This is a genomic window from uncultured Roseibium sp. (assembly GCF_947499295.1).
In the GTDB taxonomy this organism is placed as follows: domain Bacteria; phylum Pseudomonadota; class Alphaproteobacteria; order Rhizobiales; family Stappiaceae; genus Roseibium.
Genome location: NZ_CANMNP010000001.1, coordinates 530,516 through 555,971 on the forward strand (window position 1 = coordinate 530,516; position 25,456 = coordinate 555,971).

At 54.7% G+C, this 25,456-nt stretch carries 27 protein-coding genes and 1 tRNA gene; 8 read left to right on the forward strand and 20 right to left on the reverse strand.

Annotated features, from left to right (window positions below; all coding sequences use genetic code 11):
* Nucleotides 1-65: 65 nt before the first annotated feature.
* Nucleotides 66-1,049 (reverse strand): sialic acid TRAP transporter substrate-binding protein SiaP, encoded by a 984-nt coding sequence (locus Q0835_RS02475; protein ID WP_298958185.1) that lies wholly within the window; start codon nt 1,047-1,049, stop codon nt 66-68.
* 146 nt (nt 1,050-1,195) lie between these two features.
* On the opposite strand from Q0835_RS02475, the gene Q0835_RS02480 reads away from it, so the two are divergent.
* On the forward strand, nt 1,196-2,095 hold the full coding sequence (locus tag Q0835_RS02480; protein ID WP_298958186.1) for a GntR family transcriptional regulator: 900 nt from the start codon (nt 1,196-1,198) through the stop codon (nt 2,093-2,095).
* A gap of 84 nt (nt 2,096-2,179) precedes the next feature.
* Here Q0835_RS02480 and Q0835_RS02485 read toward each other — a convergent pair whose 3' ends face one another.
* The 8 genes from Q0835_RS02485 to Q0835_RS02520 form a co-directional block, all read right to left on the reverse strand.
* Nucleotides 2,180-3,013, reverse strand: coding sequence for an amidohydrolase family protein (locus Q0835_RS02485; RefSeq protein WP_298958187.1), 834 nt, complete (start codon nt 3,011-3,013; stop codon nt 2,180-2,182).
* Entirely contained in the window at nt 3,010-3,975 is a 966-nt protein-coding gene (locus Q0835_RS02490; protein ID WP_298958188.1) for an aldo/keto reductase, read from the reverse strand. The genes Q0835_RS02485 and Q0835_RS02490 overlap by 4 nt, the downstream gene beginning before the upstream one ends.
* A complete protein-coding gene (locus tag Q0835_RS02495) occupies nt 3,968-5,005 on the reverse strand; it encodes a zinc-binding alcohol dehydrogenase family protein (protein ID WP_298958189.1) in 1,038 nt (345 codons plus the stop codon). The genes Q0835_RS02490 and Q0835_RS02495 overlap by 8 nt, the downstream gene beginning before the upstream one ends.
* A gap of 3 nt (nt 5,006-5,008) precedes the next feature.
* On the reverse strand, nt 5,009-5,776 hold the full coding sequence (locus tag Q0835_RS02500) for an SDR family oxidoreductase (protein WP_298958190.1): 768 nt from the start codon (nt 5,774-5,776) through the stop codon (nt 5,009-5,011).
* Nucleotides 5,773-7,284 carry a sugar ABC transporter ATP-binding protein gene (locus Q0835_RS02505; protein ID WP_298958191.1) on the reverse strand — a complete coding sequence of 504 codons (1,512 nt, stop codon included), beginning with the start codon at nt 7,282-7,284 and terminating at the stop codon, nt 5,773-5,775. Before Q0835_RS02505 ends, Q0835_RS02500 begins: the two co-directional genes overlap by 4 nt.
* Nucleotides 7,281-8,255 (reverse strand): ABC transporter permease, encoded by a 975-nt coding sequence (locus Q0835_RS02510; RefSeq protein ID WP_298816142.1) that lies wholly within the window; start codon nt 8,253-8,255, stop codon nt 7,281-7,283. Before Q0835_RS02510 ends, Q0835_RS02505 begins: the two co-directional genes overlap by 4 nt.
* Nucleotides 8,256-8,332: 77 nt before the next feature.
* Complete coding sequence (locus tag Q0835_RS02515) at nt 8,333-9,325, reverse strand: sugar ABC transporter substrate-binding protein (RefSeq protein WP_298816139.1); 993 nt, start codon at nt 9,323-9,325, stop codon at nt 8,333-8,335.
* A 56-nt stretch (nt 9,326-9,381) separates the two neighbouring features.
* Nucleotides 9,382-10,506, reverse strand: coding sequence for an enolase C-terminal domain-like protein (locus tag Q0835_RS02520; protein ID WP_298958192.1), 1,125 nt, complete (start codon nt 10,504-10,506; stop codon nt 9,382-9,384).
* 184 nt (nt 10,507-10,690) lie between these two features.
* Here Q0835_RS02520 and Q0835_RS02525 point away from each other — a divergent pair, with 184 nt between their 5' ends.
* On the forward strand, nt 10,691-11,491 hold the full coding sequence (locus Q0835_RS02525) for an AraC family transcriptional regulator (RefSeq protein ID WP_298958193.1): 801 nt from the start codon (nt 10,691-10,693) through the stop codon (nt 11,489-11,491).
* 45 nt (nt 11,492-11,536) lie between these two features.
* Here the strand turns inward: Q0835_RS02525 and Q0835_RS02530 are convergent.
* Nucleotides 11,537-11,626, reverse strand: a tRNA-Ser gene (locus Q0835_RS02530).
* 474 nt (nt 11,627-12,100) lie between these two features.
* Here Q0835_RS02530 and Q0835_RS02535 point away from each other — a divergent pair.
* Nucleotides 12,101-12,622 carry a DUF930 domain-containing protein gene (locus Q0835_RS02535; protein WP_298958194.1) on the forward strand — a complete coding sequence of 174 codons (522 nt, stop codon included), beginning with the start codon at nt 12,101-12,103 and terminating at the stop codon, nt 12,620-12,622.
* A gap of 125 nt (nt 12,623-12,747) precedes the next feature.
* On the opposite strand, the gene Q0835_RS02540 is transcribed toward Q0835_RS02535, so the two are convergent.
* A complete protein-coding gene (locus Q0835_RS02540; protein ID WP_298816097.1) occupies nt 12,748-13,017 on the reverse strand; it encodes a hypothetical protein in 270 nt (89 codons plus the stop codon).
* Nucleotides 13,018-13,425: 408 nt separating this feature from the next.
* On the opposite strand from Q0835_RS02540, the gene Q0835_RS02545 reads away from it, so the two are divergent.
* From Q0835_RS02545 to Q0835_RS02555, 3 genes are all read left to right on the forward strand, one after another.
* The gene (locus Q0835_RS02545; RefSeq protein ID WP_298958195.1) at nt 13,426-14,202 is read left to right on the forward strand and encodes an alpha/beta hydrolase; all 777 of its coding nucleotides are present in this window, start codon (nt 13,426-13,428) and stop codon (nt 14,200-14,202) included.
* 128 nt (nt 14,203-14,330) lie between these two features.
* Nucleotides 14,331-14,753: a DUF2147 domain-containing protein gene (locus tag Q0835_RS02550; protein ID WP_298958196.1), complete on the forward strand. Its 423-nt coding sequence runs from the start codon at nt 14,331-14,333 to the stop codon at nt 14,751-14,753.
* Nucleotides 14,754-14,862: 109 nt separating this feature from the next.
* Entirely contained in the window at nt 14,863-15,333 is a 471-nt protein-coding gene (locus tag Q0835_RS02555) for a DUF2147 domain-containing protein (RefSeq protein WP_298816092.1), read from the forward strand.
* A gap of 37 nt (nt 15,334-15,370) precedes the next feature.
* Here the strand turns inward: Q0835_RS02555 and Q0835_RS02560 are convergent, their stop codons facing one another.
* The 8 genes from Q0835_RS02560 to Q0835_RS02595 form a co-directional block, all read right to left on the reverse strand.
* Nucleotides 15,371-16,084, reverse strand: a complete 714-nt coding sequence (locus Q0835_RS02560) for a glutathione S-transferase N-terminal domain-containing protein (RefSeq protein ID WP_298958197.1) — start codon at nt 16,082-16,084, stop codon at nt 15,371-15,373.
* A gap of 126 nt (nt 16,085-16,210) precedes the next feature.
* Nucleotides 16,211-16,675, reverse strand: a complete 465-nt coding sequence (locus Q0835_RS02565; protein ID WP_298816088.1) for a GNAT family N-acetyltransferase — start codon at nt 16,673-16,675, stop codon at nt 16,211-16,213.
* Nucleotides 16,676-16,722: 47 nt separating this feature from the next.
* Nucleotides 16,723-18,285, reverse strand: a complete 1,563-nt coding sequence (locus Q0835_RS02570) for a glycosyltransferase family 39 protein (RefSeq protein WP_298958198.1) — start codon at nt 18,283-18,285, stop codon at nt 16,723-16,725.
* Nucleotides 18,286-18,328: 43 nt separating this feature from the next.
* Complete coding sequence (locus Q0835_RS02575; protein WP_298958199.1) at nt 18,329-18,949, reverse strand: LysE family translocator; 621 nt, start codon at nt 18,947-18,949, stop codon at nt 18,329-18,331.
* Between the two features lie 91 nt (nt 18,950-19,040).
* Nucleotides 19,041-19,436 carry a GFA family protein gene (locus Q0835_RS02580; RefSeq protein WP_298958200.1) on the reverse strand — a complete coding sequence of 132 codons (396 nt, stop codon included), beginning with the start codon at nt 19,434-19,436 and terminating at the stop codon, nt 19,041-19,043.
* Between the two features lie 3 nt (nt 19,437-19,439).
* Nucleotides 19,440-20,921 carry an Asp-tRNA(Asn)/Glu-tRNA(Gln) amidotransferase subunit GatB gene (gatB, locus tag Q0835_RS02585; protein WP_298958201.1) on the reverse strand — a complete coding sequence of 494 codons (1,482 nt, stop codon included), beginning with the start codon at nt 20,919-20,921 and terminating at the stop codon, nt 19,440-19,442.
* Between the two features lie 186 nt (nt 20,922-21,107).
* On the reverse strand, nt 21,108-21,401 hold the full coding sequence (locus tag Q0835_RS02590; protein ID WP_298958202.1) for an EscU/YscU/HrcU family type III secretion system export apparatus switch protein: 294 nt from the start codon (nt 21,399-21,401) through the stop codon (nt 21,108-21,110).
* 13 nt (nt 21,402-21,414) lie between these two features.
* Nucleotides 21,415-23,784 (reverse strand): flagellar hook-length control protein FliK, encoded by a 2,370-nt coding sequence (locus Q0835_RS02595; RefSeq protein WP_298958203.1) that lies wholly within the window; start codon nt 23,782-23,784, stop codon nt 21,415-21,417.
* 224 nt (nt 23,785-24,008) lie between these two features.
* On the opposite strand from Q0835_RS02595, the gene Q0835_RS02600 reads away from it, so the two are divergent.
* Entirely contained in the window at nt 24,009-24,251 is a 243-nt protein-coding gene (locus tag Q0835_RS02600) for a DUF6455 family protein (RefSeq protein ID WP_298958606.1), read from the forward strand.
* A gap of 7 nt (nt 24,252-24,258) precedes the next feature.
* Here Q0835_RS02600 and Q0835_RS02605 read toward each other — a convergent pair whose 3' ends face one another.
* Nucleotides 24,259-24,561 carry a phosphatidylglycerophosphatase gene (locus Q0835_RS02605; RefSeq protein WP_298816073.1) on the reverse strand — a complete coding sequence of 101 codons (303 nt, stop codon included), beginning with the start codon at nt 24,559-24,561 and terminating at the stop codon, nt 24,259-24,261.
* Nucleotides 24,562-24,813: 252 nt separating this feature from the next.
* On the opposite strand from Q0835_RS02605, the gene Q0835_RS02610 reads away from it, so the two are divergent.
* On the forward strand, nt 24,814-25,407 hold the full coding sequence (locus Q0835_RS02610) for a hypothetical protein (RefSeq protein ID WP_298958204.1): 594 nt from the start codon (nt 24,814-24,816) through the stop codon (nt 25,405-25,407).
* Nucleotides 25,408-25,456 lie beyond the last annotated feature (49 nt).

The window sequence follows — 25,456 nt, forward strand, 5'->3', positions numbered from 1 at the left end:
CCTTTCGCTAGTTGGTTTGCCCCAGTTGGGGCAAACCAATACTCGCTACCATAATCCCGGTTGGGTTATTTGATCGCCTGAAGCTTGTCGTAGAGCTCCGCCGAGAACGGTGTTTCATCGCCCTTCAGGTGCGGCGCTACTGCTGCGATAAAGGGCGCCCGGTCAACTTCATTGACTGTTACACCCTGTTCGCGGAACCAACCGGCAAGGTTGTTCTCTGATTCAACAATTTTTCCCGACGCCCAATCTGATGATTCACCCAGGATCTTTTGAAGAACCGCATAGTCGTCACCGAGTTTCTGCGCAGTAATCGGCGAGACCAGTACAGCCAGAGAATTGGTGATGTGCCCGGTCAGGTTGATGTTCGATTGAACCTCGTAGAACTTTTTGAACTGAATCGTCGGAAGTGGGTTTTCCTGAGCGTCGACGACACCTTGCTGAAGCGCGAGATAAACCTCAGAAAATGCCATCGGTGTCGGGTTTGCGCCGGTTGCCTTTGGGAACAACTGGTATGCAGGTGCATTTGGCGTACGGATCTTGAGACCGGCCATGTCTTCAGGCTTCAGGATCGACTTGTTCGACGTGACGTGACGTGCCCCATAATACGTCATCGAGGCAACCAGATTGCCCGTTACTTTCGTATATTCGCCGGCCAGCTCACGGAACAAATCCGAAGTGGCATACGCCTTCCAATGGTCATATCCACGCAGTGTAAAGGGATAGTCTGAAATGGAGATTGGCGGGTAACTTTGGCCCATGAACCCCATGCCGGTGTAGATAATATCCACGGTACCGAGAGACAATCCTTCGTTCAACGCGACTTCTTTGCCGAGCTGAGACGCAGGAAACACTTCGATTTTGAACCTGCCGTCAGTCGCCTTTTCAAATTCGGCTGCGGTCCGGAGCGCTGCTTCATGGTACGGAGTGGCCGCCTCGTAAACGTGTCCGAACTTCAAAACGTCTTGAGCCTGAACAGCGCTTGCCCCCAAAGCAGCAGTTGCACTGATTATGGACGTGGCCAACAGGCGATTCATAGATTTCTTGAACATTGTGTCTCCTTCCTCGACCAGACCTCCATCCAGCCGCACACTTCTATGTTCAAAATTTATAAAAGACACACACCCCTTGAGAAGATGTTTTTAAAAATATAAAACAGATATTAAGAACACTCAGAATTCCAGCAGCGGAGCTTGGAATGGCACGAACCGACAAAACATTTAAGCTGTCATACAATGAATCGCTGAAGTTGTGCCGGGAAGGAAAACTTCCATCGACCATTCAAGGCCTCGCCCTAACTCTGGGAGTAAGCCGGACGACAGCGCGAAAAGTGTTGGCCCACCTGGAAAAAAACAAAATCATCGCAAGGAGCGATGATGGAGTTCATTTCTTACAACCTGTCAAAGGCTCCGATTTTTTTTCACCCGTTTTGACGAAGCCCACGCGCGAAGTCGCTGAAACACGGTTTTTCAATTGGCTTTTGGATGAGAAGATCGCGAGAGGAGCCCGGATCGCCGAAAATCACGTCGCCGCTCAGATCAACGTACCGATCGCGACACTCCACCAAATCTTTGTAAGCTTCAGCCGTTTCGGGTTTCTCAGCAAGGAGCAACACAGAAACTGGACTTACCACGGCTTCACCAGAGAACTGGCTGATACCCTTTTTGATTTTCGGTATTACTGCGAGATGTCGGCATTGGACAAACTTGTCGAGTTGCCAGACGACTCTGAGTTCTGGCAACATCTGGACGCAGCGCAACAGCTGCACAGGTCCTACCTCGATGCACCCGAAGAGTCGTCCCAGAATGTTGCCGAGATGGATGCAGCCTTCCACCGCCTGCTGTTGCGGTACTCAAGCAGCATTCTGTTACTAGTCAACGAAGCTGCTTTGTCGCTGATATTCTATTTCAGGTTCCACGAAAGCTGGCGCGAGCACAACACGGAACGGCGGCTTATTGCACTCAGCGACCATCTGGAAATCATTGACGCTCTTCGGGCACGCGAATGCGGTGCGGCCAGGGCTGTCATGCGCCGCCATCTCGAGCATGCATGGCACTCAGTCCTCGAACGTTTCCAGGAAAAGCCGCAGGTATCCTGATTACCCGCCCGAAGTTCGGCTTGGGATCGTTTAGGAACATCTTCGGTTTGCAAGAAAACTCTGATCTGCACAGCAGCGATCAGGCTATTCGATCCCGTAAAATTTCCGCGCCGTATCGCCCATTATCTTGTTCACGTCGCGCTCCGGCAGGTTTGACAGGAGTGAACGGGCAGTTGTTACCCAGGATGCATAATCACTTGCAAGATTTACGACCGGCCAATCGCTCCCGAACATCACCCGATCAGGCCCAAAGCAATCAAGGACCGTTTGCGCAAATGGCTGCAGGTCCTGCAATGTCCAGTCGGGTCCTATTTCCGTAACCATGCCAGAGAGTTTGCAAAAGACATTGGGCCTCGCCGCGAGGTGCTCCATGCCCGTCCGCCAGAAATGATCAGGTTCGCGCCCTTCCCCCATTTCAGGTTTGGCCAGATGGTCGATTACAATCGCCAAATCCGGGTGGCGTTCTGCCAGTTCGTGCAGATGCGGCAGATGACGCGGCTGGATCAACGCATCAAACCGCAATCCGACACTGGCCATATGCGTCAGAACGGTTGCAGCACGATCTTGCAAAATCCAGTCTGCCTGCTCAATTCCCTGCAGCATGGGTCTGAGCCCCTTGAGCTGCGGGTTCTTCGCAAGTTCCTGCACCGTGCTGACCGCCTTATCCGACGCAAAGTCGACCCATCCGACCACAGCTGCGATGCGATCTGATTTGTCTGCCAAATCGAGTAGAAACCTTGTTTCATCGACACTATCGGTCGCCTGGACCAAAACTGTGCGGTCAACGCCGGCGGCGACAAGCAACGGCTCCAGATCTTGTGGTGAGAAATCCTTGAAGATCGGTGCGACGCTTTCATTCGGCCAGGCGTAGTCCCCTCTTGCCAGCGACCAGAAATGCTGATGGGCGTCAACAATCATTCTCTCTCTCCAATGAAACCGGCCTGCCTCAGATCACCCCACAAAGACTCGGGCAAAGGGGTCTTGAATTGCTCGATGTTTTTCATCAATGAACTTGTCCTGGCCGTCCCGATCAGGGTCGACGCAACCAGGGGATTGCGTGCTGGATACTGGAGTGCGGCCGCAGCAAGCGGAACATTGTGGCTTTTACAAATAGCTTCGATTTCAGACACCTTCTTCAACACGCGGTCCGAAGCCGGCGCATAGTCATAGTGCGCGCCCTTTACCGGACCTGTTGCCAGAATTCCGGAGTTGAACACACCGCCAACAACCAGACGGACGCCTTTCTTTTCAATTGTCGGAAACAGCTCATCCCGTGCGGATTGATCCAGCAGAGTGTATCGGCCCGCAAGCAGAATTTGATCAAGGTCCATCTCCGGGACAAGCTCACGGCAGATCGCCGTGTGATTGACGCCCAGTCCAACAGTCTTGACGACGCCGCTAGACTTTAATTCGTGAAGAGCCACCTGCCCTCCGTTAAGCAGCTGCTTCTTGTGACCGGCCGTGTCGGTACCAGCGTTTGGGTCGCCAATATCGTGAACATAGAGCGTATCGATCCGGTTCAGGCCCAGCCTGTGAAAGCTTGCCTCGACGGACCGCATAATGCCCTCGTAGGAAAAGTCGAAATGCTGGTCGAAAGGAAGTGGATTGTGGAAACCGTTGACAACATCGGCTGCATCGGCGGCAGGTGTCAGGACACGGCCGACTTTTGTTGAAAGAACCCATCCCTCCTTCTGCCTGAGGAAATCGCCAAGGCGCCGCTCGGACATTCCATTTCCATAGTGGGGAGCCGTGTCAAACGAACGGATGCCGTGTGCCCAGGCCGCCCAGAGCACTGAGTTGGCGGCGTCCGTGTCGCAAGGACGATAAAGTCCCGCGAGTGCAGAAGCGCCAAAAGAAAGAGCGCGAACAGCCTCAGTCACGGCTTGATGCTTCGGGTTGCGCTATGATGAACTTTGTCACCGCATTGGGGTCGTCTTCCCAAAGCTGAAGCGCGGTATCGGCATCTTCGAAGTCGAAAACTCTGGTGATGGTCGCATCAGCTGGATAGCTACCCGCCTCAACATAGTTTACCGCGTCCTCGAAATCCTGCTGCAACGCTCCGCGGGACCCCATAATATCCAGCTCCTTGGTCAGGATTTTTTTGGTGTCGTAAGACACTGGCGCCTGGGAATACCCGATATAGACCACGCGCCCGGCCGGAGCGGCCACATCGACGCAATCAACAAATGTCTGGGGGTGGCCCACGGCCTCGATTGCAAGATCCATCCCGTCACCGCGGGTATAATCCTTTGCAAATTCGATGACATCCTGAGACCTGCTGTTGATTGTCGCGGCAGCCCCAACAGCATGTGCAATTTCCAGTTTCCGGTCGACAATATCGACCGCCACAACCTCTGCGCCCGCCCGCACGCAGCCGGCAATAACCCCAAGCCCGATAGCACCGCAGCCGAAAACGATGACCTTGTCCGTCTTTCGGGCCCGACCGCGCCGGACTGCATGAAAGCCGACGGCCATCGGCTCGATGAGCGCAAGATGATTTAGCTCCTTGACGGATGCCTTTATGATCCGCTCCCAGGGAACCGCGATGACTTCAGTTAAGGCACCTTCGCGCTGGACACCCATGGTCTGGTTGTTTCGGCAGGCATTGATGCGCCCTTTGCGGCATGCCGGGCACTCACCACAATTCTTGTAAGGGTTCAAAGTAACAAGTTGACCGGGTTGAATTGAGCCCGGAACCTTTGTGCCGACCTTCACGATCTCACCGGCGATCTCGTGCCCTGGAATGCGCGGATAGCTGACAAGCGGATTACGGCCTCGGTATGTATTCAGATCTGATCCGCACAAGCCAACCCTTTGAACTTTCAGAAGAACCTCGTTCTCTTTCATCTCAGGCGGTGTTGCGGTCCCGAAGCGGGTAACTCCGGGGCTGTCAATGTAAAATGCTCTCATTCTTTAAAATCCGCTAAGGGCTCCACCATCGACGACCAGCACATGGCCGTTCACAAAGGCTGCGGCATCGGAGACCAGATAAGTCGCTGCCCAGCCGATATCTTCCGGCTTGCCCATGGTCTTCATCGGTGTTCTTGAAATAATCTTGTTCTTGCGTTCCGGATCGTTGTCCAGTGCCTTCGCCGTCATGGGCGTCTCGATCCATCCTGGCGCAATTCCATTTATGCGGATGCCTTGCAAGCTGATTTCCGCCGCTATTCCCCGGACAAGCCCGAGAACGGCGGATTTTGCCACCGTATATCCGATGACCTGCGGTACGGAGAGATATGAAGCCATCGATGCGATAAAAAGGATGGAGCCGCCCCCCCGAGCGCTCATAGCCGGAACCGCACTGCGGCTCAACTCGAATGCCGCCAGAACATGGGTGTCCAGAATGGCTTGAATATCCTCCACTTCCGTTTCAAGGAGTGGTTTCTTGACGTGGTTTCCAGCGTTGTTGACCAGTATGTCGAGGCCCCCATAACGCTCAACACAGGTGCTGATCAATTCGCGTGCCGCACCTTGTGAGGTAATGTCGGCAACATGATAGGAGGCGCATTCGCCAAGTTCCGAAACCGCAGCCTGCAGCTTCGCCTCTGTCTTGCCCGCGATCAGGACCTTGGCACCGGAAGCAACATAACAACGGGCCATGGCCAACCCCAATCCGCTTCCCCCGCCCGTGATCAAGGCTACTTTCCCGTCCAGGCGGAAAGGCGTTTCAATTGTCCTCATGCCATCAATCTCCCGATCCCACGGCTCAAAGTGTCGTAGGTCTGCCCGGGCTCAGCGATGCCCGGAACCACGCCCGTAATGCGCTTTTCCTTGAAAACTAGTATCCGGCTGGCCAGTGAAATCATTTCCGGCATGTCTGAGGAAATCAGGATAATCGATTTCTTCTCAACTTTGGCAAGATCCCAAATGAGCTTGTGAATCATGGCCTTCGCGCCAATATCGACGCCAACCGACGGTTCGTCGATGATCAGGATATCGCAATTGGCGGCAAGCCATTTTGCAATCGATATCTTCTGCTGATTGCCCCCGCTCAGATTGCCGACGCGCTGGTCGATGCCCGTCGCGCGCACATCCAGCGCCGTCATCAACCCGTTTGCGACATTGCGTTGCTCAGTCATGTTGATGGCGCGCGTTACCGGATGCTGGATTTTCTTCCAGATCGCCATCGTCATATTTGTTTCGATATCAAAATCGAGAAAGAGGCCGTCTTCCTTGCGGTTCTCCGACACGTAACCGATGTTGTGCACTTTGATGCAGTCCGCGACGCTTCGGATCTTGACATCGCGTCCATGGACGGAAAGCGCTCCGGCACTGACGGGAAAGTGGCCGATAATCGTCTTGGCAAGTTCGGTTCGCCCGGAACCAACCAATCCGTAAAAGCCCAAAATCTCACCGCGCCGAAGATCGAACGATGCGTTTTCGAACAGACCTTTCGACGACAATTCTTTTGCCTTCAAGACCAGATCATCTGGATCGGTATCAAGTCTGGCGAAGTTTTCGATCTGAATTTTCCGGCCGATCATCAATTCGATGATCGTTTCCTTGTCCAGCTCCGAGATACATCGCGTCCCGACATGGCGGCCATCGCGGAGCACGGTTACCTGATCACAGATCTCAAGCACCTCCTCAAGCTTGTGGGACACAAAGATCAAAGTGTAGCCCTTGGCCTTGAGGTCTTCGATCACCTCGAACAGTTTGGTGACTTCATTTGCGGTAATGGATGAAGTCGGTTCGTCGAACAAAATGACAGTCGCCTTGCTGGAGAGCGCTTTGGCAATTTGTACAAGTTGCTTCTGCGCGGCACTCAGCCCCCCAATGGGTGTCTCCGGGTCGATCTCAAGTCCGACCAGCTCTAGATATTCCAGGGCATCGGCATTGAGACGCTTCCAGGAAATCCCGCCAAAACTGCGGTACTTTTCAAGTTTGTCGATCATGATATTTTCGGCGACGCTGCTCTCCGAAAACACCTGGATTTCCTGGTTCACGATAGTGATGCCGTGACGCATACCGTCCTTCAGGGACGACAGGTTGAGTGGGACACCTTCCAACGAGATCGTGCCTTGGTCGGCCCTTTGAATGCCGCAGATGGCCTTGATCAAGGTACTCTTGCCCGCGCCGTTTTCACCGAGCAACGCATGAACCTCGCCCGGTTTGAATGTGACCGACACATCGTCCAAGGCTCTCACACCGGGAAAGGACTTGCTTATGTTTCTGAGCTCGAGCGTCATGACTTTCCAGCCTTGCGGCTCCAGACCTCACGTGCCCGGTCGAGCAATATCGTCAGGAGGATGATCGATCCCAAAAACGCCTGTTCGAAGTAGACATTTGCCTGTACCAGGATGAGGCCATTCTTGATCAGTACCATGATCAGGCCGCCACAGAAGAGGCCGATGGCAGTGATACGGCCACCAGCAAGCGCTGTTCCACCGATGATCGCGACTGCAAATGAAATCAGAAGCCAATTTTGACCGATGGCGGGCTGAGCCGACCCTAGTCGGGACACCCAAAGCAACCCACCGACGCCAGCAAAGAACGCCGACAGGAGATTGGCTCCCATGATGATGCGGCCGGTGTTGATGCCGGAGAGTTTTGCGGCTTCCAGATTGCTGCCTGTCGCAAGCACCTGCCGCCCGAAAACAGTGTACCGGAACATGTACCAGACGGCGATCAAGGTCCCGACCATGAGGTAGAACAGATAGGGCAGCCCCAGAAAGTTGCCGCGGCCAATCCTGACAAAATCCGCCGGGATCTCCCGGTAGGAATAGCCTTCCGAAATTCCATAGACGAACCCGGTGAAGATGAAGAGGGTCGACAAGCTCACGATAAATGAGTTCACACCGAGAACGGTCATGACGAACCCGTTAAAGGCACCTGCGAGCAAGGCAACGCCCAATGCAATCAGCAGAGCCAGCGGCCATCCGAGATCGAGCGTGTCGACGGAATAACCGAATATCACCGCAGTCAGTCCTGCAATCGCCCCTACTGAAAGGTTCATGTTACCGGTGGCGAGCATCACCGCCTGAGAAAGAGCGACAAAGATGTAAAGTGACTGCGTACGCGTGAGATTGAACAGATTGTATTGGGTCAGAAAACTGTCTGAAGAGAGCGTGAATAAAATCACCAGGATCAAGGCGGCACCAATGATGCCTGACTCTGCTCCCGTGATGATCTTTCCCGACTTTAGTCTGGTGAGAAACACAGCTGGGGTCCTGTCGTTGACATATGAGCATGGCTCGCGGAACCGGAAGACCGGCTCCGCGAGGTGTTTCAGCTGGATCAGTTGGTCAGATATTTGCTGTCGAGATTGTCGATGATGTTTTTGGTCAGTGCAGAGATATCTGCCTGATAGGTATCGATGTTATCAGCGGTTACAGGGACGACACCGGCATCGATTGAATGCACGCCTTCACGAGGCTTGTAGCCTTCGGACAGTTTTTTCAGCAATACCATTGGAATGTAGCCATGCCCGAATGGGTTTTGCGCCATCGTGCCATCAATGTGGCCGGCCCGGATCGCGTCGAGAACAACGGCATCCGTGTCGATACCGTAGAAGTGGATGCGTTCGCCGCCATTTTCATGGTACTCGGTCAGCAACTGGGCGATTGCAACGGTCGGCGTGTAACCGGTCGCGATCATACCATCGATGTTGCCAAGATTTGCGGCAATGGCGTTTTGGACCTTCTCGACACTGTCTTCAATTGAAGAAAGGTCACCGACAGTCTGGATAATCTTGACGTCGGGATACTTGGCGACGACCTCCTCGACGCCCTCCTGACGCAAGCGGGTGTTGTCCCCGGGAACTTCCAGAACGTTGATGATGTTGCCCTTGCCGCCCATGGATTTGATCAGCTCTTCAGTGGCGAGCATCGCCGCCTCTTTCAACTGGGTCCCGACGTAAAAGGCAGCCGGTGTAGGCTCCTTGGTTGCCTGGCCAAAATCCACGATGGTGACGCCTTGCTCGGCAAGCTCTTCATAAAGCCCCCTGGCGCCTGACACATCCGACGGAAAAATGCTGAACGCATTGAAACCCTGCGCCGCCATGGCAGCAACGTTTTCGTTCTGATTGTCTTGCGTCCAATCCTGACCGAGGCGCTTTGTGACCTCGACGCCGAAGTCTTCGGAAAATTTGTCGACGCCTTTTTGCACCTCGTCGAAATAAGGATGCACTGTTGACGCATACCAAGCGTAACGGGCGTCTTCAGCGGCGGCTGAAACTATGGTCATTGCGCTCAGCGCGGCACCAGTTACGAGTTTTGCGATCAGTTTCATGGTTTACTTCCTCCCTTTTCGATTATTCCGTCCGCTTCCTCCTGCGTCGGCGATAATCAGTTGCTGTAGCTGCGATGAGATACGCAGTTTTCATCGACGAGATCCCAGTCGATATCCACGCCAAGCCCATGCCCCTCAGGAGCATGAATGTCGCCATTTTCGTCGATGAAGTCGTAGTAGCTCTGGCGCATGGGAGCCTGAAAAATGTCTTCTGGAACAAAGAGTTCGAAGAAGTCGCAGTTTCGAACCGCGCAAGAGACATGAACGTTCGCCATGTCCATGGGTCCCATAGTTGTTGTATGCAGCTCACAGTTCATCCCGTGAGCCTCAGCCAGATGACAGGATTTCAACGTCCCCGTGATCCCTGCTTTCCAGGAAACATCTGCACGGACGGTGTTAACCGCATCGAACTTGATTGCTTGAGCAATTCCCCAGGGGCCACCCCGAGTGGTTTCGGTTCCAACGATTTCAATATCAGTGGCGCGAGTAAGCTTGGCGTATTTGTCGAGCTCGTAGTCACGGAATGGCTCCTCGAGCCATCTGTAGTTGAGATCCTCGAGTTGCCTGGCCACTTTGATCGCTTCGGAGAGGGTGTATTCGGACACCGGGTCGGACATCAGGATCATGTCCTCGCCAACAGCGGCGCGCACTGCTGTGTGAATTTCCATGTCCATATCGGACGGACCGCAAGGATGAACCTTGTAGGCCTTGAAGCCTTTCGATTTGTATTTCAGCGCCTCATCCACGTAAGCCTGGACCGAATCCAGCCAAAGACTGCTGGCATAAACGGGAAGTTTCTGCCGGTAGCTGCCGATAAACCTGTGCAAGGGGAGTTCTACGGTCTTTGCCGCCGCATCCCAGAGAGCAACATCGATGGGCCCCGGCAGGAAGACGGGAAAAAAAGCTCCGTGCCGGTCGATGTTCCAGAAATCGTGCCAGATACGTTCGCGGTCTGAAATGTTGCGACCGAGAATAACCGGAGCGATTACGTCCTGCAGGTACGCATCGGTAACAGCGCCGGAGCGTGCGGCCCAGAAGGTAGCGAGGCCCTCGACACCGTCGCTTGTCACAATTTTTCCGACACCATAGTCCCAAGGCATTGGGGCAGCGCCTTCACGGGCCTCGTCGAACACCCCGTGCCCCCGCTTGCATATCCAGGTCTCGAATTTCTCGATCCTCATTGGTCCTCCCAGAGCGTCGATGCCTTCAAATACTTGGAAAATACAGCCTGCGAGACGCCTCACTGTCTATGCATCAATGTTTCATTTTTTTGCACCTATTTCCCATTTTTGAAAAAATCTCTTTATTTAAAACCAATTATCATTCACTGATGTGATCTCTTTTATTCCAAATGTGAGCAGATCTTTGGATATCAGCGGCCTGGAAATCGTGCTGTTTCACTCCGACAACTCGGACTACCTCACCGAGTGGAACGGCACCCGTCTGAATGACGACTATCACCGGCTCTATTTCATTGCCGGAGGCTCTGCTGAGGTGACTTACGACGGCCACCATTGCCAGCTTGCAGAGGGGCGGACTTATCTCTTCCCGACAACGCGACGTTTCGACTATTCGTGTCCGTCGCATCTCAGATTGTTAAATGTTTGTTTTAAAATGACTGTTCAGGGCGGCATTGACGTGCTGGACCTCTATCCCTGGAGCTTCGAAATTCAAGCGCAATCAGCGTCGGAAACATTTCGGTCCATGACGATGATTGACGAAAATCTGACCAGCGAATTCTTTGCGGATCAAATCCTCGTCCGCAGCCGGATTCTATCCCTGCTCTCTCCCCATTTCAGAACCCGTGCGAAACACCGGGATCTCAAGCGCCAGCGCGACGTCCGGCGCATGGCGCCGGTGCTCCGGCATATCGCAGACAATCTCCGCACGGGTGTGAAAATCTCGGAACTGCACCTTCTGGCTGGCATGAGCCGCTCGCATTTTGTCCGGAAATTCCAGGCAACATTCGACGTCTCTCCGCAAGATTATGTCCGGAAGAAACGGATTACATTGGTCAAGAACGAATTGCACTCATCAGACTTGCCACTATCGATCCTGGCCGAAGACCTTGGCTTCAGCAGCTCGTCTCATATGTCACGGGAATTCAAGCACTACACCGGCTACTCGCCCAAGAAATTCAGAGCTCTGGACAAGATCTACGGCTAGGCCTGCGCAAACACCGATAAAAATCAAATAGCTGTCAAAAAGAAATGGCGGAGAGGAAGGGATTCGAACCCTCGATACCGTTCCCGGTATACTCCCTTAGCAGGGGAGCGCCTTCAGCCACTCGGCCACCTCTCCGGTAAGCTCCGTGTACGAACAAAAACCTCGGAGTTCAAGGCGTTTTTTTGAACGCCCATTCGTTTTCCCCATTGGCTACCATGGGCTTGCATGTTGGATAGCCCGTCAGAAGTGAGCGCGGCAATGCGGATTGGTCTTTGTCTCGCAAGCAAGGCAGGCGCCCGTCAGCTTTTGGAATTGAGCGCAATTGCCTTTTCGTGAAAGGCAAACATTTTGCACAGATAAAGGTTGCACGATATCCAAGCCTTCCATACTTCAGCCGCACTCCTTTGGTGAGCTTGCCACGTCTTTTGGTCAGGTTCGGAGCGTGACATTTATAGTCCACCTGCCCCTGCTGCACTCTCTCATCTCATCGCAACCCGGTTCGACTGGGTCTGCGCCGTATTGTTGCATCTTGCTGTTTTTAGTTTTCTGACAGGAGCCGGCTACTGGCCGCCCCAACAGACCTCTCCCCAAGAAACCGTGGAAGTGCAATTGGTTCGAGCGCCAGCAGCGGCCAGAGGAACCTTGGACATCGCAGGCCTTCCAAATGGAAGCGCTTTGACGGGTGAAAGCGAAGAAGGCGTTCCTGAAACGCCTCAAACAGAACCAGCCAATCCTTTGGCTGACAGCTGGGTTACCGCCACATCTTTCCTGGCTGCGGATGTCTTAAGAAGCCCCCGGTCCAGCCAGGCGCGCGTGGCACTTGCCTCATTGACGGGTGCCGACAAACACGAACAGGTATGCGCGCTTGAAGCGATGGAACAACTCCGTCAAGACAAGCCGGATTTTCGTCCGACGCGACTTGCACCGCATGCTTTCAGGAACGGATTTTCAAAAGGAAATACGCTTCATGTCACGGCAGGAGCCGTCAGAAGCAATCGTATCTGGTACGAAATTGCCTATCGGTGCCGCCTTGAAAAAGGCAGTCAAAAAATCATCGGCTTTGAATATGCACTCGGTGCGGAAATCGAAAGATCGCTCTGGGATGAGCATGGGCTAGCGCCAGTTCACTAACCCCATTCCGGCTGAGCTTACGACAATTTCGACCAAGATCCGGACGCGGCAGACTGAAATGCGACTGCCGCGTCAGATGGGTGTTTGCGGTTGAGGTGCCGTATGGCCGGCAGCCTTTGACCAGCTCAATGCATTGACAGCCATTCACGGGCGGAGCGCTGAGCTTCAGCAATTTCTGATGGGCTCATTTCACCGGAGATTTCCTTACGGTACTGAACCGCATCCCGGTTGCCTTTGAGAGCTGCAATGTTGAACCACTTGTGTGCGGTGACCAGATCAGTCGCGCCGTTGCGGCCGCAAGCGCTGTCCAGACCCATCTGAAACAGAATGTCAGCTGTAACGGGCTTGCCGCCCATGATGGCCATATCAGCCGAATGAATTTCAAAACGAGCCATGATGCTCCCCTTTCCTACTCTGTTTTTCCAGAAGCTTCTCTTGGTTCCGTGGAACACCAGATGCTTCCCCCTGCTTGCCGGTCGGACCGGAGCGAAAACACTCCTTTATTGCGACCGAAGAAACGTAAGCTTTCTTGTAGCTTTCCCCTTCGTTTCTTGAGGTGTACTTCAGCAGGAGCAGTTAAATGGCCAGTTAAGATACAGGTTTAACGTAATGCGAACAAAAATTTAAATATCTCTGAAATTTACTTGCCGGTAAGCATGCAGTTGCGAATTCCTCTTTAATATCAGTGACATTCTCACAAAATTTGAAAGGACCTCTCAACGTTCTGTTCACCAAACGGGAAATTCAGTGCAGTCTTGGCTGAAATTTTTGGGAAAACCATCGCTGCTTCGGAGTGAAAGAAAATGCCAAAACCGCCAATCGTCCTCCTGCATGGCACCAATGCCCAACCCTGGACCATGGAAACGTTCAAGTCTTATTTTGAGAACGCAGGATTTGAGTGCCATACGCCAAGCTATCGTGGGCATGGGCTTCCCGAAGGGGACGCCAGGAATGATGCGCTGACGGGGGCCAGCATTGCGGACTATGTTGAGGACATTGCCCACTACATTAGGGAGATGGAGCAGCGCCCCATTGTCATTGGTCACTCTCTCGGAGGACTGATTGCTCAGCTGTTATCCCCACGCGAACTAATTGAGGCCGGCGTTCTGATAAACAGCAGCATTATTCACGGCACTCTGCCTACGACCGAAATGGAGCGGGCACTTGGCAAGATGTTCATGTCGGCAGGGCGTTTTTGGGAAATGGTGCCGGGGCAGGACTTTGAATTGCTTGCCGCTTATGGTCTCAACACCATGCCGGAGCGAAAACAGCACGAAATTTGCGATCGGTTGGGTACGGAGTCCGGAGCCGTACTCTTCGAACTGTTTTTCTGGATGTACGATGTCAACCAGACCACCAAGGTCGACTTCGCCAACGCAAAAGCGCCATTGCTGTTTTTGTCCGGAAGTGAAGACAAAGTCGTTCCCCCCTCCACCGCCCTCACCATGGCTGACCGATATGGGAGCCTGGCAACCTTCGAAGTGATTGAAGGACGCTGCCACTACATGCAGCTCGAAGATGGCTGGGAAGACATCGCCGCCAAAAGCATGAAATGGATTGAAAACATGCCCCGGGTTTGAGTTCACAATTTGTGAGCAGATGGAAAAAGTCCGCCAGGTGACGTGGGGACACGGGTTTTCAGCAGGCTTTCAAAGCATATACATTCCGTTTCCGTAAACGGAAGCTTATTCCGCATTGGGAGGACTTAATGCTGAAATCCATGATCGCGGCGGCTGCCTTGGCCGCCGGTGTTGTTGCCGCATCTTCCACGCTGTCTCTTGCCGCAGACGCGAAGGGAGACTGGGTGCGCCCGAACGGGGCCTCAAAAATCCGCATCAGTTCGTGCGGTGCCGCTCTTTGCGGCAAACTGATCTGGCTGAAAACGCCACGCAAAGACACCAACAATCCCGATACTTCTTTGCGTGAGCAGCCCTTGCTCGGTGCTCAGATCGTCAAATCGATGATACCCACGGCCAAATTCAACCAGTGGAAGGGCAAGGTTTACAACGCTGAAGACGGCAAGACATACACCGGTTTCATTGAACTGACCTCAGCCGACAAGCTGAAACTTGAAGGCTGCGTGATGGGCGGGTTGATCTGCAAGGGTGAAACCTGGACCCGCGCCAATTAGACAAAACTGTGCTGTTTGCCAAATCCTGGTGATTTGGCCATTGCCCCGTCGCATTTGCTGGTAAAAAATTGTGGCGCAATCTTCATCGGCATCGCGGCGGGGTATTTCCGTGACATCTCTTTCATATTTCAGTTTGCTCCGGTTTCTATTTAAATCCGCATTCGGGATCGCAATCCCGGTTTTGTTTTTCCTGGCAGCCCCTCCTGCAACTGCAGCTCCCGACATATCAGGTAATTGGAAGACACCGGCCGGGGCCATCATCAACATCAGCACCTGCGGCAGTGCGCCTTGCGGGAAAATCGTGCGGTTCACGCCGCCCAAGGGCTATACGATGAAAAACACGCCGGATCTGAAAAACAGGGATGCCAGCAAACGCGGCCGCAAGATCCTGGGACTCAAGGTGCTCTGGCGGATGAAGTCGCAGCCCAACGCCTGGAAGGGGCGGGTCTATGATCCACGCAGGGGCTTCAGCGCCAACGCGACCATACGCAAGAAGGGTGGTTCAGCGCTCGAAGTTCAAGGCTGTGTTCGGGTTGTATTCAATGTTTGCGAAAAGGAAGTCTGGCGCAAAGTCAATTGAGTAACAGGCAGGACCACTTTTATTCGATCAGGTAGCCTTACCGCGCCTTTTGCCCGAACAGGACGCTTTGGGCCGCCTTGTCCTTCTCAATCACCAGCGTTTTCTGCTGATCTGCACCGACAGCGAGACCGCGTTGAACGGCGTCGCGCGCCTCCAACCGCAACCGCCAATCTCTGACATTGGGAAACTCTTCCAAGTCGATATTCTGTCGTTGCCAGCGCTGCGCCCATCCGAAGGTTGCAATATCCGCAATGGTATATTCGTCAGCGGCAATGAACGCCCGTCCTTCCAGCCGCCTGTTCAAAACGCCATAGAGCCGATGGGTCTCATTGGAGTATCGCTCGATCGCGTAAGGCACTTCTTCCGGCGCATAATGGCGGAAATGGTGGTTTTGTCCCAGCATTGGCCCAAATCCGCCCATCTGCCACATCAGCCACTCTTCCGTCTCCACGCGCTTGCGTTCGTCGTCAGGATAGAATTTCTGAAACTTCCGGCCGAGATATTGAAGAATTGCGCCGGACTCAAATACGGATATCGGTTCACCGCCGGGACCTTCTGGGTCAAGAATGGCCGGCATCCGGTTGTTGGGGGAAATCGCAAGAAATTCGGGGGCGAACTGATCGCCCTTGCCGATATTGACCAGGTGCAGGTTATAGGGAACCCCGAGCTCCTCTAGCATGATGCTCGCTTTCCAGCCATTCGGCGTCGGCCAAAAATAGAGCTCGATCGGTTGTTCCTGCGATATGGTCATGGAAGTTCCTGTTTGAAGGTAAGATGCCGAGGGCACTGCTACCACAGTGAAGCAACTAGGGTTTGTTCTGGCAAGCCCGTTAGCTGGCGATTGCGATTTCGGCAGCGAGCATCTTTGTGAGCTGCCTCACATCATCATTTTCTTGTAACCGAGGTGGCTCTGGTCGTAGCCGAGCTGACGGTAGAAATGATGAGAGCCTTCACGCTCCTTGTTGGAGGTCAGCTGAATGATGCAGGCATCCACCGAGCGCGCCAGGTCCTCCGCATGTTTCATCATGGTGCGGCCAACGCCTTTGCCACGCTGATCGGCGCGCACATGAACGCTTTCCAATTCCACGCGTGGCCGACCCTTGAAGGCAATGCCTTTCAGGAAATGGATTTGATAGGTTCCGACAACCGCACCCGCCTCATCCAATGCCACGTAGATGTCGCACTCAGGTGCGTCCCTTAAAGCATCAAAGGCGGAGCGATAGTTTTGCCATTCTCCAAATTCCTTGTTCTTGCGAACGGAAGTCGCCCCGGCATTGATGATCTCGACAATCTCCATCAAGTGATCAGGAGACGCTTTTTCAATTTGGATCGTGGAGCTCATACTGATTTCTCTGTCCAGGGCATGTTTCAGTTGGTCGTAGCAGGTCACTATCTGCAAATCGTCTGATCCGGGTCCAATTCAGCAACGCCCCACCAGGTTGTTCTCCAACCCTGACGCTTCCAAAGATGAGGCCAATTGCCGGTCAAATAGCGCGCTGACTTCGGATCCGCCGCATCCCAATAGGCGTTTTTGCTGAAACGATCCTGGGAAGGCAACTCCGGCTCCCGGTCACCTTCCTCCCAGATATAGAAACACTTTCCGCGCGGCGGCACCCGCGCCGGTATGGCTTTGGTGACAATTCTCGCATCAGGGAAAAGCACTCTCATGTTGCCGCCCGTATATCCGTCGTCTGCAATCAAGGTCGCTTCAGCTGCACCCAATTCAGAGAGCGGCGCCTGCAGATCTGCATATGGCTTCATGTGCCGGCACTTGCCGCCGCACCAGAACTTGTCGGGCGCGATGAGGCCTGGAACACGGGCGAGAAACGCAACAGCCACCACGGCCAGCATGACAACCGCAAGCCAGCGCCAACGGCTTTTGAATTCAAAACGCTCCAGGTCGGCAAACAGATAGATCGGCAACAGCAGCAACAGCGGATGCATGTGCCGCTCTTTGACATAGGTCGCCCCGGTCACCACGATCAGCAAAGCTGTAAGTACGATCATCACCAGCACGGTCCGCCCGCACAGGCGTGCGACCGCGTTGAGTGAAGCTCCGTCAGGCTGGATACGCCGCAGATACCTCGGCCAGAACAACAAGATCAGAAGCGGGACGAGCGGCACGGAAAACCCAACAAGTCCGAAAGTGAGTTTTCCCAGCCCTTCGCCTGCCCTCGCAATATGCGGAGTTTGTGCGGTTACCCCCATGGTGTCGGATACGGAGGCGAGCAACTTCAAGCCTTCGCTCAAGATCCAGAGAGCATAGGGGCTGTAGACAAATGCCGCAGCGACCGGCACCAGACACAAGCCAGCCCAACGGAACCGCCCGCGCCAATGGGCGTCGCTCAACGCGGCAAGAACAAGGGCAAGTGCGAAGAGCGGATAGGAATGCTTACCCAAAAGCCCGGCACCGGCAACTGCTCCGAACAGCAGGTAAAAGGCCAGCTTTTCAGTTTCCAGCGCCTTAAGAAAAAAGAACGCGCTTGCCGCGCAAGCTGTTGTCAGAACGACAGTGTGGGTCACACCCTCATGAAGGTTCCAGCCAAATTGATAGTAAAGCGAATAGGAAAATGCGCAGAGCGCGGCCAATCTCGGATCAAAGAGCGCTTTGCGTGCGATCAGGAACAAGAACAACGCCGCTAGTGATATCAGTCCATACTTGATGAACAGCGCGGCCCAGATTGTCGGTCCGAAAACCTGTTGTGCCGACCACAAAAGCCATTCGTAAAGTGGTGGCTGGCGTAGCATGTAGCCAGGCTCAAGCGTCTGAACCAGCACGTTCTCGAACATATCGTCCGTTCCGAGAACCGGTGTCGACAGCGCGCGCAACAGCAGGTGTGACAAGCCCCAGAGAGCCACGATAGCCCACACGCCCACGGGTGTGGCATAGAATGGCGCCTTAGAAGAGCTGGTGTCGAAACGAGCGGTCATGCGGCTCAGCGGTTTGATCAAGACTGTCAGCCGTTTAGCCTATTGAGACTTGGTTGCCTAGCGATCAGCTGCGATAGGTCGCCAGCTTGAAGGCAGCAAAGGTGAAAAACACGCCGAGCCCAGCTTCAATCACACGGCGTGAGCGACGATAAAGCGTAACGACCGGCTGCGTGGAGAAGGTGACAGCATACGCCAGATGAGCCAGAACGGACATGATCGTGCAGCTAACGATGAGCACGAACCCGACCCAGAGTGGCGCGTTCGGTCCCAGACCGACGCCAACAATCGCGATCCAGTGCAGGGCTGCTTTGGGGTTGGTCATCTGAATGGCCAGTCCTTGCAACAGGAGCCGGTCACCTCTGGCTGCTTTGACGGCGATGTGACCGTTTCTACTGGCGGCAGAACGGAACGCTTTGAAAGCAAGCCAGATCAAGTAGGCAGCGCCCAGAATTTTCAGAACGGTGATCGCATAGGCAAAGGCGGCAATCAGCGCGGTAAGGCCAGCAACGGTGAGTGTTGCCCAGATGCCGGACCCCAGACCAACGCCCAGCGCCAAACGGGCACCCGACCGGCGCCCACGTTCCATGGACGTGCCGATGATGGCGAGAATGTTGGGGCCAATGCTCACAAAGCCAACGGCGAATATGCCAAGGGCCAGCAGCAGGCTCGAAAGATCCGCGTTCATCGAAGCTCCTGGAAATCGCGACAACCGGCAGAACTCAGGTGCCCTGCTTCAACTATCAAAGACAAAGGATATCAGGTGAAACCGTCAAAGCTCAATCCAGAAACGTCCAGGTTTCCGCCCCATCGAATTTGCGATGTCCGATGGCTTCGATTGTTCCGGGTTCTGCAAGGCGCAGGTTGACTGCCAGTCGGCCCAAGGCCTCACCCTTCACGGCTTCCCAATGTGTGGTCGAACCGCAAGTCCTGCAGGTGTGGAAAGCCAGTTCTTTCTCGCCACGAAAATATCTGATTGTCGCTTCAGGGGCGGCGTGAATGGTTGTTTCGGCCCCCTGCCCGTGCCCCCAAACTGTTCCAAGACTTCTGCAGATCGAACAGTTGCATTCAACCGCGTATCGAGGAACAGCGTTCATTTCAAAAGAGACGGCACCGCAGTGGCACGAACCGGTAATCGGCAATGCCACATTCGATTGCGGAGCATCTGTGGACATGGCTTATTCCAGACCGATTTTCTGCTTCAGCAGATCGTTCACTGCCTGCGGGTTGGCCTTGCCTTTCGAGGCTTTCATGACCTGACCCACAAACCATCCTACGAGGTTCGGCTTTTCCTTGGCCTGTTCGACCTTGTCCGGGTTCGCGGCGAGGATTTCATCGACAATCGCTTCGATAGCGCCAAGGTCCGTAACCTGCTTCATGCCCCGATCTTCAACGATCTGTGCGGGATCACCACCTTCTGTCCACACGATCTCGAACAGATCCTTGGCAATCTTGCCCGAAATCGTTCCGGCCTTGATCAGATCGACAATCCCGCCAAGCTGCGCAGCGGAAACGGGGCTTTCGGAAAGATCCTTGCCTTCCTTGTTCAGTCGGCCAAATAGCTCGTTGATCACCCAGTTGGCGGACAGTTTCGCATCGCGTCCCTTGGCAACATCCTCGAAGAAATCAGCGGATGCCTTCTCGACGACAAGAATATCCGCATCATAGGCCGTGAGCCCGTAGTCAGCCACGAAACGGCTTTTTTTGTCATCCGGCAATTCCGGAAGGTGGCCTGCCAGTTCATCAACAAAGCCCCGGGTGAATTCCAGCGGCAGCAGATCCGGGTCCGGGAAATAGCGATAGTCATGCGCTTCCTCTTTGGAACGCATAGACCGCGTTTCACCCTTCACGGCATCAAACAGGCGTGTTTCCTGATCGATCTCGCCGCCGTCTTCCAGGATCGCGACCTGGCGGCGGGCTTCATATTCAATGGACTGACCAACAAATCGGATCGAGTTGACATTCTTGATTTCGCAGCGCGTACCGAATTCACCGCCTGGGCGGCGAACAGAAACGTTGACGTCAGCGCGCATGGAACCCTGGTCCATGTTGCCGTCGCAGGTGCCGAGATACCTCAAGATTGTGCGTAGCTTGGTCAGATAGGCCTTGGCTTCCTCCGAGGAGCGCAGGTCGGGTTTGGACACGATCTCCATCAAAGCAACACCTGATCGGTTCAGATCGACGAAGGACATGGAGGGATGCTGATCGTGCAGCGACTTGCCGGCATCCTGTTCCAGATGAAGGCGCTCAACACCAATCTCGACTTGCTCTTCCGGCATGTCCAGCAGGACTTGCCCTTCGCCCACGATCGGCTGCTTGAACTGCGAGATCTGATAGCCTTGCGGCAAATCCGGATAAAAATAGTTTTTGCGATCAAAAACCGATTTCAGATTGATCTCGGCTTTCAAGCCAAGACCAGTGCGGACCGCCTGTCGCACGCACTCTTCGTTGATGACCGGCAACATGCCTGGCATGGCCGCGTCAACGAGGCTGACGTTGTTATTGGGATCCTTGCCGAATTCAGTAGAGGCACCGGAAAAAAGCTTGGCTTCGGACGTGACCTGGGCATGAACTTCCATGCCGATCACGATTTCCCAGTCGCCGGTCGCGCCCTTGATGAATTTCTTCGGATCGGGTGTGCGTACGTCGACAATCGTCATTTTCGTCAAGAATCCTGTTTTTCGGTTGCGCCCTTTGAAAAGCAGCCCGGAAGACTATGCTGCGGCGCGAATATGTAGCTGTCTTGTTGACCTAATCGGGAATTGCTTCTGCTGCAAGGTTTTCCTTGCTCCAGCCATGCGCTTTCGCACAGTCGGTCACGAGGTGAAGAGGAGACCCGTTGGACTTCAGGACGGTCCGGGTTCTTCAGGCGGGTTCTGCGCTTGCCCGGTGCGCATGATGAAGCCAATCATGACAGCGACCGCCTGATATAGTTCTATCGGAATTTCCTGGTCGATTTCTATCTGCGAGAGTGCCTCGGCCATCATCGGGTTTTCCTCAATGGGGATGCCTGCCTCCCGCGCGATCTGTTCAATTTGCTCGGCAACCGTTCCGGCACCCTTGGCCGTGACTATGGGCGCACCCTCATTTTCGTACTGGAGGGCAATTGCCAGCTTTTTATCTTTGCTCTGATCGCTCATCGGACAGCCATCCTCAAGACTGACGATCGATCAACGCGCCGTAGCGGGCAGCAGTTCTCGGCGGCAGTCCGCGGATAAGCCGGAATTCCTGAAGATCGAGCCCGGCATCGGCAAATGCGGCTTCCATGGTCTCCCGCAACGAATTCAGATTGTCGAAGGTCTCCTTGCGGTCAACCCACAAGCTGGCGTAGGTGCCGCCACCACGCAGACTGATCGCAGCCTCCAAAGGTCCGGTTGCAGTTAAATCCAGCGCAAATCGCAGCCGCCATGCCAGCTCATGGTCGTCTTCCTGGTGCGAACCATTTCCATCCCTGCCAATTTGCATCTGCATGATGGCCGTTTCCTGTCCCAGTGCGAGCGGCAGTTCCAGCACAACATCCATCGGGCGTGAAGCTGCCCTTGGTCCCTCCTCGCCTGCAAGGCCCGAATTGACCAGCTGGTTGAGCCGAAGCCGAGCGAGCGAGGCATCTGTATCCTTTAACAAGGCCTGCAAGTTCTGCGCAGCTGCACCAGCCCAAAACCCGCTTGCGGCTTGCGGTGCCTGCCCCTGCGGTGAACCGTGCCGCGCAGGCGGCGCCGCTTGTCCGGCAGGTCTGGAAATCTGCTCCTCCGCTCCCATAGATCGCAACAGCGACTTGAAGGACAAAAGTACTGATTTCAAATCAGGCAGAGGCATATTTCCACCGACGGATCTGGCCAGGCCAGCCTCATGAAACTGACCAGACTGGCTCACGGCCTGCTGCAAAGACTGCGCAGTCGGCGGTTGTCCCGCATTCAATCGCAAGCCCAAGATCTGTTGCATCGCCTTGACGACCGCATCCGGCATGGAAACTTTGCCCGCTGTTTGCGCACTCATGAGACTGCCAATTTGCGCGAACAGTGCGCTGTAGCTGGCCTGTTGTTCCGTCAGCGGTTTTTGCAGTTGAGCAGCGGCCTGGACCACAGGCTGCTGAAAAACCCTTTGTTGAGTGGCAGCGGTCTGCCCTGCCGGTGATCCGACCGTCGCCGTAGCGTAGGCTTGCGATGCGGGCGTACGCGATGCTGCTGCTTTCGTATTGGTTCCAAGGCTGGTGCTTGTTGCCACCTGTGACGGGACTGAATTCGGATGGGCCGGCGCACGTCCTCCTGAGACGGGAGCAGAGGCGGACTGCGCGCGTGCAGGCACAGTTGGGCCAACCTGTCCCGATTGAGGCGTGTTGCTTGGCAAAGGCGACGCGGGTAGCACCCCTCCGGCACCTAATTTTGGCGCAGACGACAGACCCGAGTTTATCGCGGCGGAAGCGGTTTGAGTTTGTACCGTTTGACCGGTCAGTGTTTGTCGTGGTTCCACCACATTGGGGATAGGCACTCCTTGGTTGCCGGTGGCAGCCGGTTGGGACGGTGTCGCTTGTGTTCCCTGCCCACCTGGGTTTGCGCCTGCCGTCTGAACCTGCTGAGGGTTGGCCGACTGTTGACCTGTTGCCTGAGGTGCGCTCAAAGACTGTCGTGGCGCACCCATGACCTGTTCGGAACCGAATACCTGTGCAGGGCTTTGAGCACTGCCGGGTGCTGTGTTTACCGGTAGAGACGGCGGGGCAACCGTTGCCAACTGTCCGCTTGCCGGACCAGCCAATTGACCGGAAATCTGAACACTGGACCGGCCGCCAACCTGTAAAGAGCCCGGTGCCCCGGCACTGGGTGTGGGCGCGTTTACGGGATTTTGAGCTCCTGTCAATTGACCGGTGCCCGGAACCCGGGGCGATACCTGAAATGATGTGCCCGATTGCGTCGTTGTGAATTGCGAAGAGGTGCTGCCGCGAGGTTCCGCGCTTGGTAACGATCCAGATGCCGACATTGGCGGTTTCACACCGCTTTCTGAAGGTTGCAGCTGAAGCGGTGAAGAAATGGACGGACGAGTTCGAGGAGCGGTACTTTGCGCCAGTGGCGGTACACCGGGTCTCAACGCTGCGGAACCGGCTTCAGATTGGGGCGCAGGCGGCGCAACCGATTGCAGCATATGAGCCATTGTCGGAGCAGGTCGCAGCGCCGTTCCGATTGATACACCCGACCCCTGAGCTGTCGGTGGTGCAGAGGCACCATTGCCCGGCGTCGTCGGCTGTTGTCCTGTAGAATTCGCAACCTGTCCGCCCTCCGGAAGGGTCGATATCTGGATCAAGGGTTGCTGACGGCTGCCGGAAACTGTGACTGTCACATCCGCACCAACAGGAAGCGGAGCCGGCACACGAAGGTCCAGTTTCGTTTCTGCCGTAGCCAAACGAACAACGCCCCCAGGCATGTTCTGCTCGACTTTGGCTTTCAGCTCGGTGCCTGGCTCCAGCCCTTTGGCAGATGATGAACCGCTTGCACCTTGTGGGAGCGTCTGCGCGCTCACCGTTTCAACCATCACACCATCTCCTGGTGTTGTGTGCCGAAAAGATTCTCAAGAGCTGATTATGGCCGCAAACAAGTTGCCTGCCCAGCCTTGATACGGATCAAGGCCTATGTGGCGGTGATCAGGCAGTGTTTGCCAACTTGCCGGTCTGCGCCTGCCACCGCCCGGCCTCAAGAACAATAAGCGGCAAATGTCCGCTACGAGTCCCGGCAGAAGGAGACAAAAGCGTGAACTGGATGGACCGTTTGAACGAACGCGCTGACCTGATGGGAAGAATGCTGGAAACCATCGGCGCTATGAAGAAGATACCCGCTGGCCCCCCGAGCAAAATTGCAATCCGGTCTGCTGCATTCCGATGTATCAATTGCTCGGAGACTGAAAAATGCAAAAACTGGCTGGATAAGCACACTGACGGTGCTGACAAAGCCCTGTCCGAATGCCCGAATGCGCATCTTTTCAACAGCTGGCTGGACGACTGAGTTCCGCTCAGCTCCTTTGACGATGCCTGCCGATCCAATAAGTGAGTGCACCGGCTAGGGCACCACCGACAAAGCGGAACGGAAACATGGCCAGCGCGCCGGCGTCCTGCGAGACCGGCAGCGGTATCTGAAGCATTCCGACTGCGGCCTCAAGTATCAAGGAGAGTGCTGCGGCGGCAAAACCAGCGATCCACAATTTGCCAGTGCGATCTGCGCGCCATCCAAGATACCCTCCAATCAGAAGTGCAAACGGATTAAGCAGGCCTGACAGACCGAGCAGGTCGAACCAAGTGTCTGATAGCATTGTCATGTGCTCCTCTTACTTCCGCCTGTCAAAAAAAGCGAGAGGCATCTCGTATACAAAGACCTTGGATTTCAAGCGAAAACTGGCAACACATTCATTCTTCAATGTTTCAGGCGTCTCAAGGCAAATATGGGCCGCCAAGATCACCCTTCGTCGAGTGCTTTGCTAAAGCCGTTCGTAACGAAGATTTCTAATTTGCTATTTGTTGGCGCAATTTTCTGAACAGATCTTATCCTTGCCGCAGAGCTGGTTAGTGTCATGTCCATGAATTGTTATTCATTATTTACATCAGTTGACGGAGAACCGACGTCGCGCGATCTGGAATTGCGCATTACAGATGATATGCGCCTTGTCTGGGGCAAGGACCCGGTCCGTGACGCGCGACCGCTTGCCGAGGTCATAGAAATCAGGCTCTGGGCGGAAAAGCCGAAGATCGCCGATCCTGCAGGCCGAGCCCTGATTAAGTTTACTGACGGCATGTCAGTAAAGGTCAGCGGGGCATTTGCGACCGGCGCACCCGACACGATCCGCGCTCGGACATATCTTGAATTCCTGCGTCACCTGCATCGTTGTCTGGCCCCGGGGCATAAAAGAAACATCCGGTTTTTGCGGGGGACCGCAAACGGTTCTCCAGCCAAAGGGTGGACGGTGTTCGCCGTCAGCGCTGGTATCGATGTCGCACTCTTTGTATTTCTCTGGATGAACATGCGAGCCGATGCACAATGGTTCGTGCGCCCCGGTCTTATCATTTTCGCGCTGTTAGGTCTGGTTGCCGCGGCAAGCTTTGGTCAGGCCACTTACGGACGAAGATACGATCCCGACAGGATACCCCGAGACCTTACTCCGTCGTGATTTGTTGAGTTTCACTCGGTTGAGCGAAGAACCTCTTTGTACACCAAAC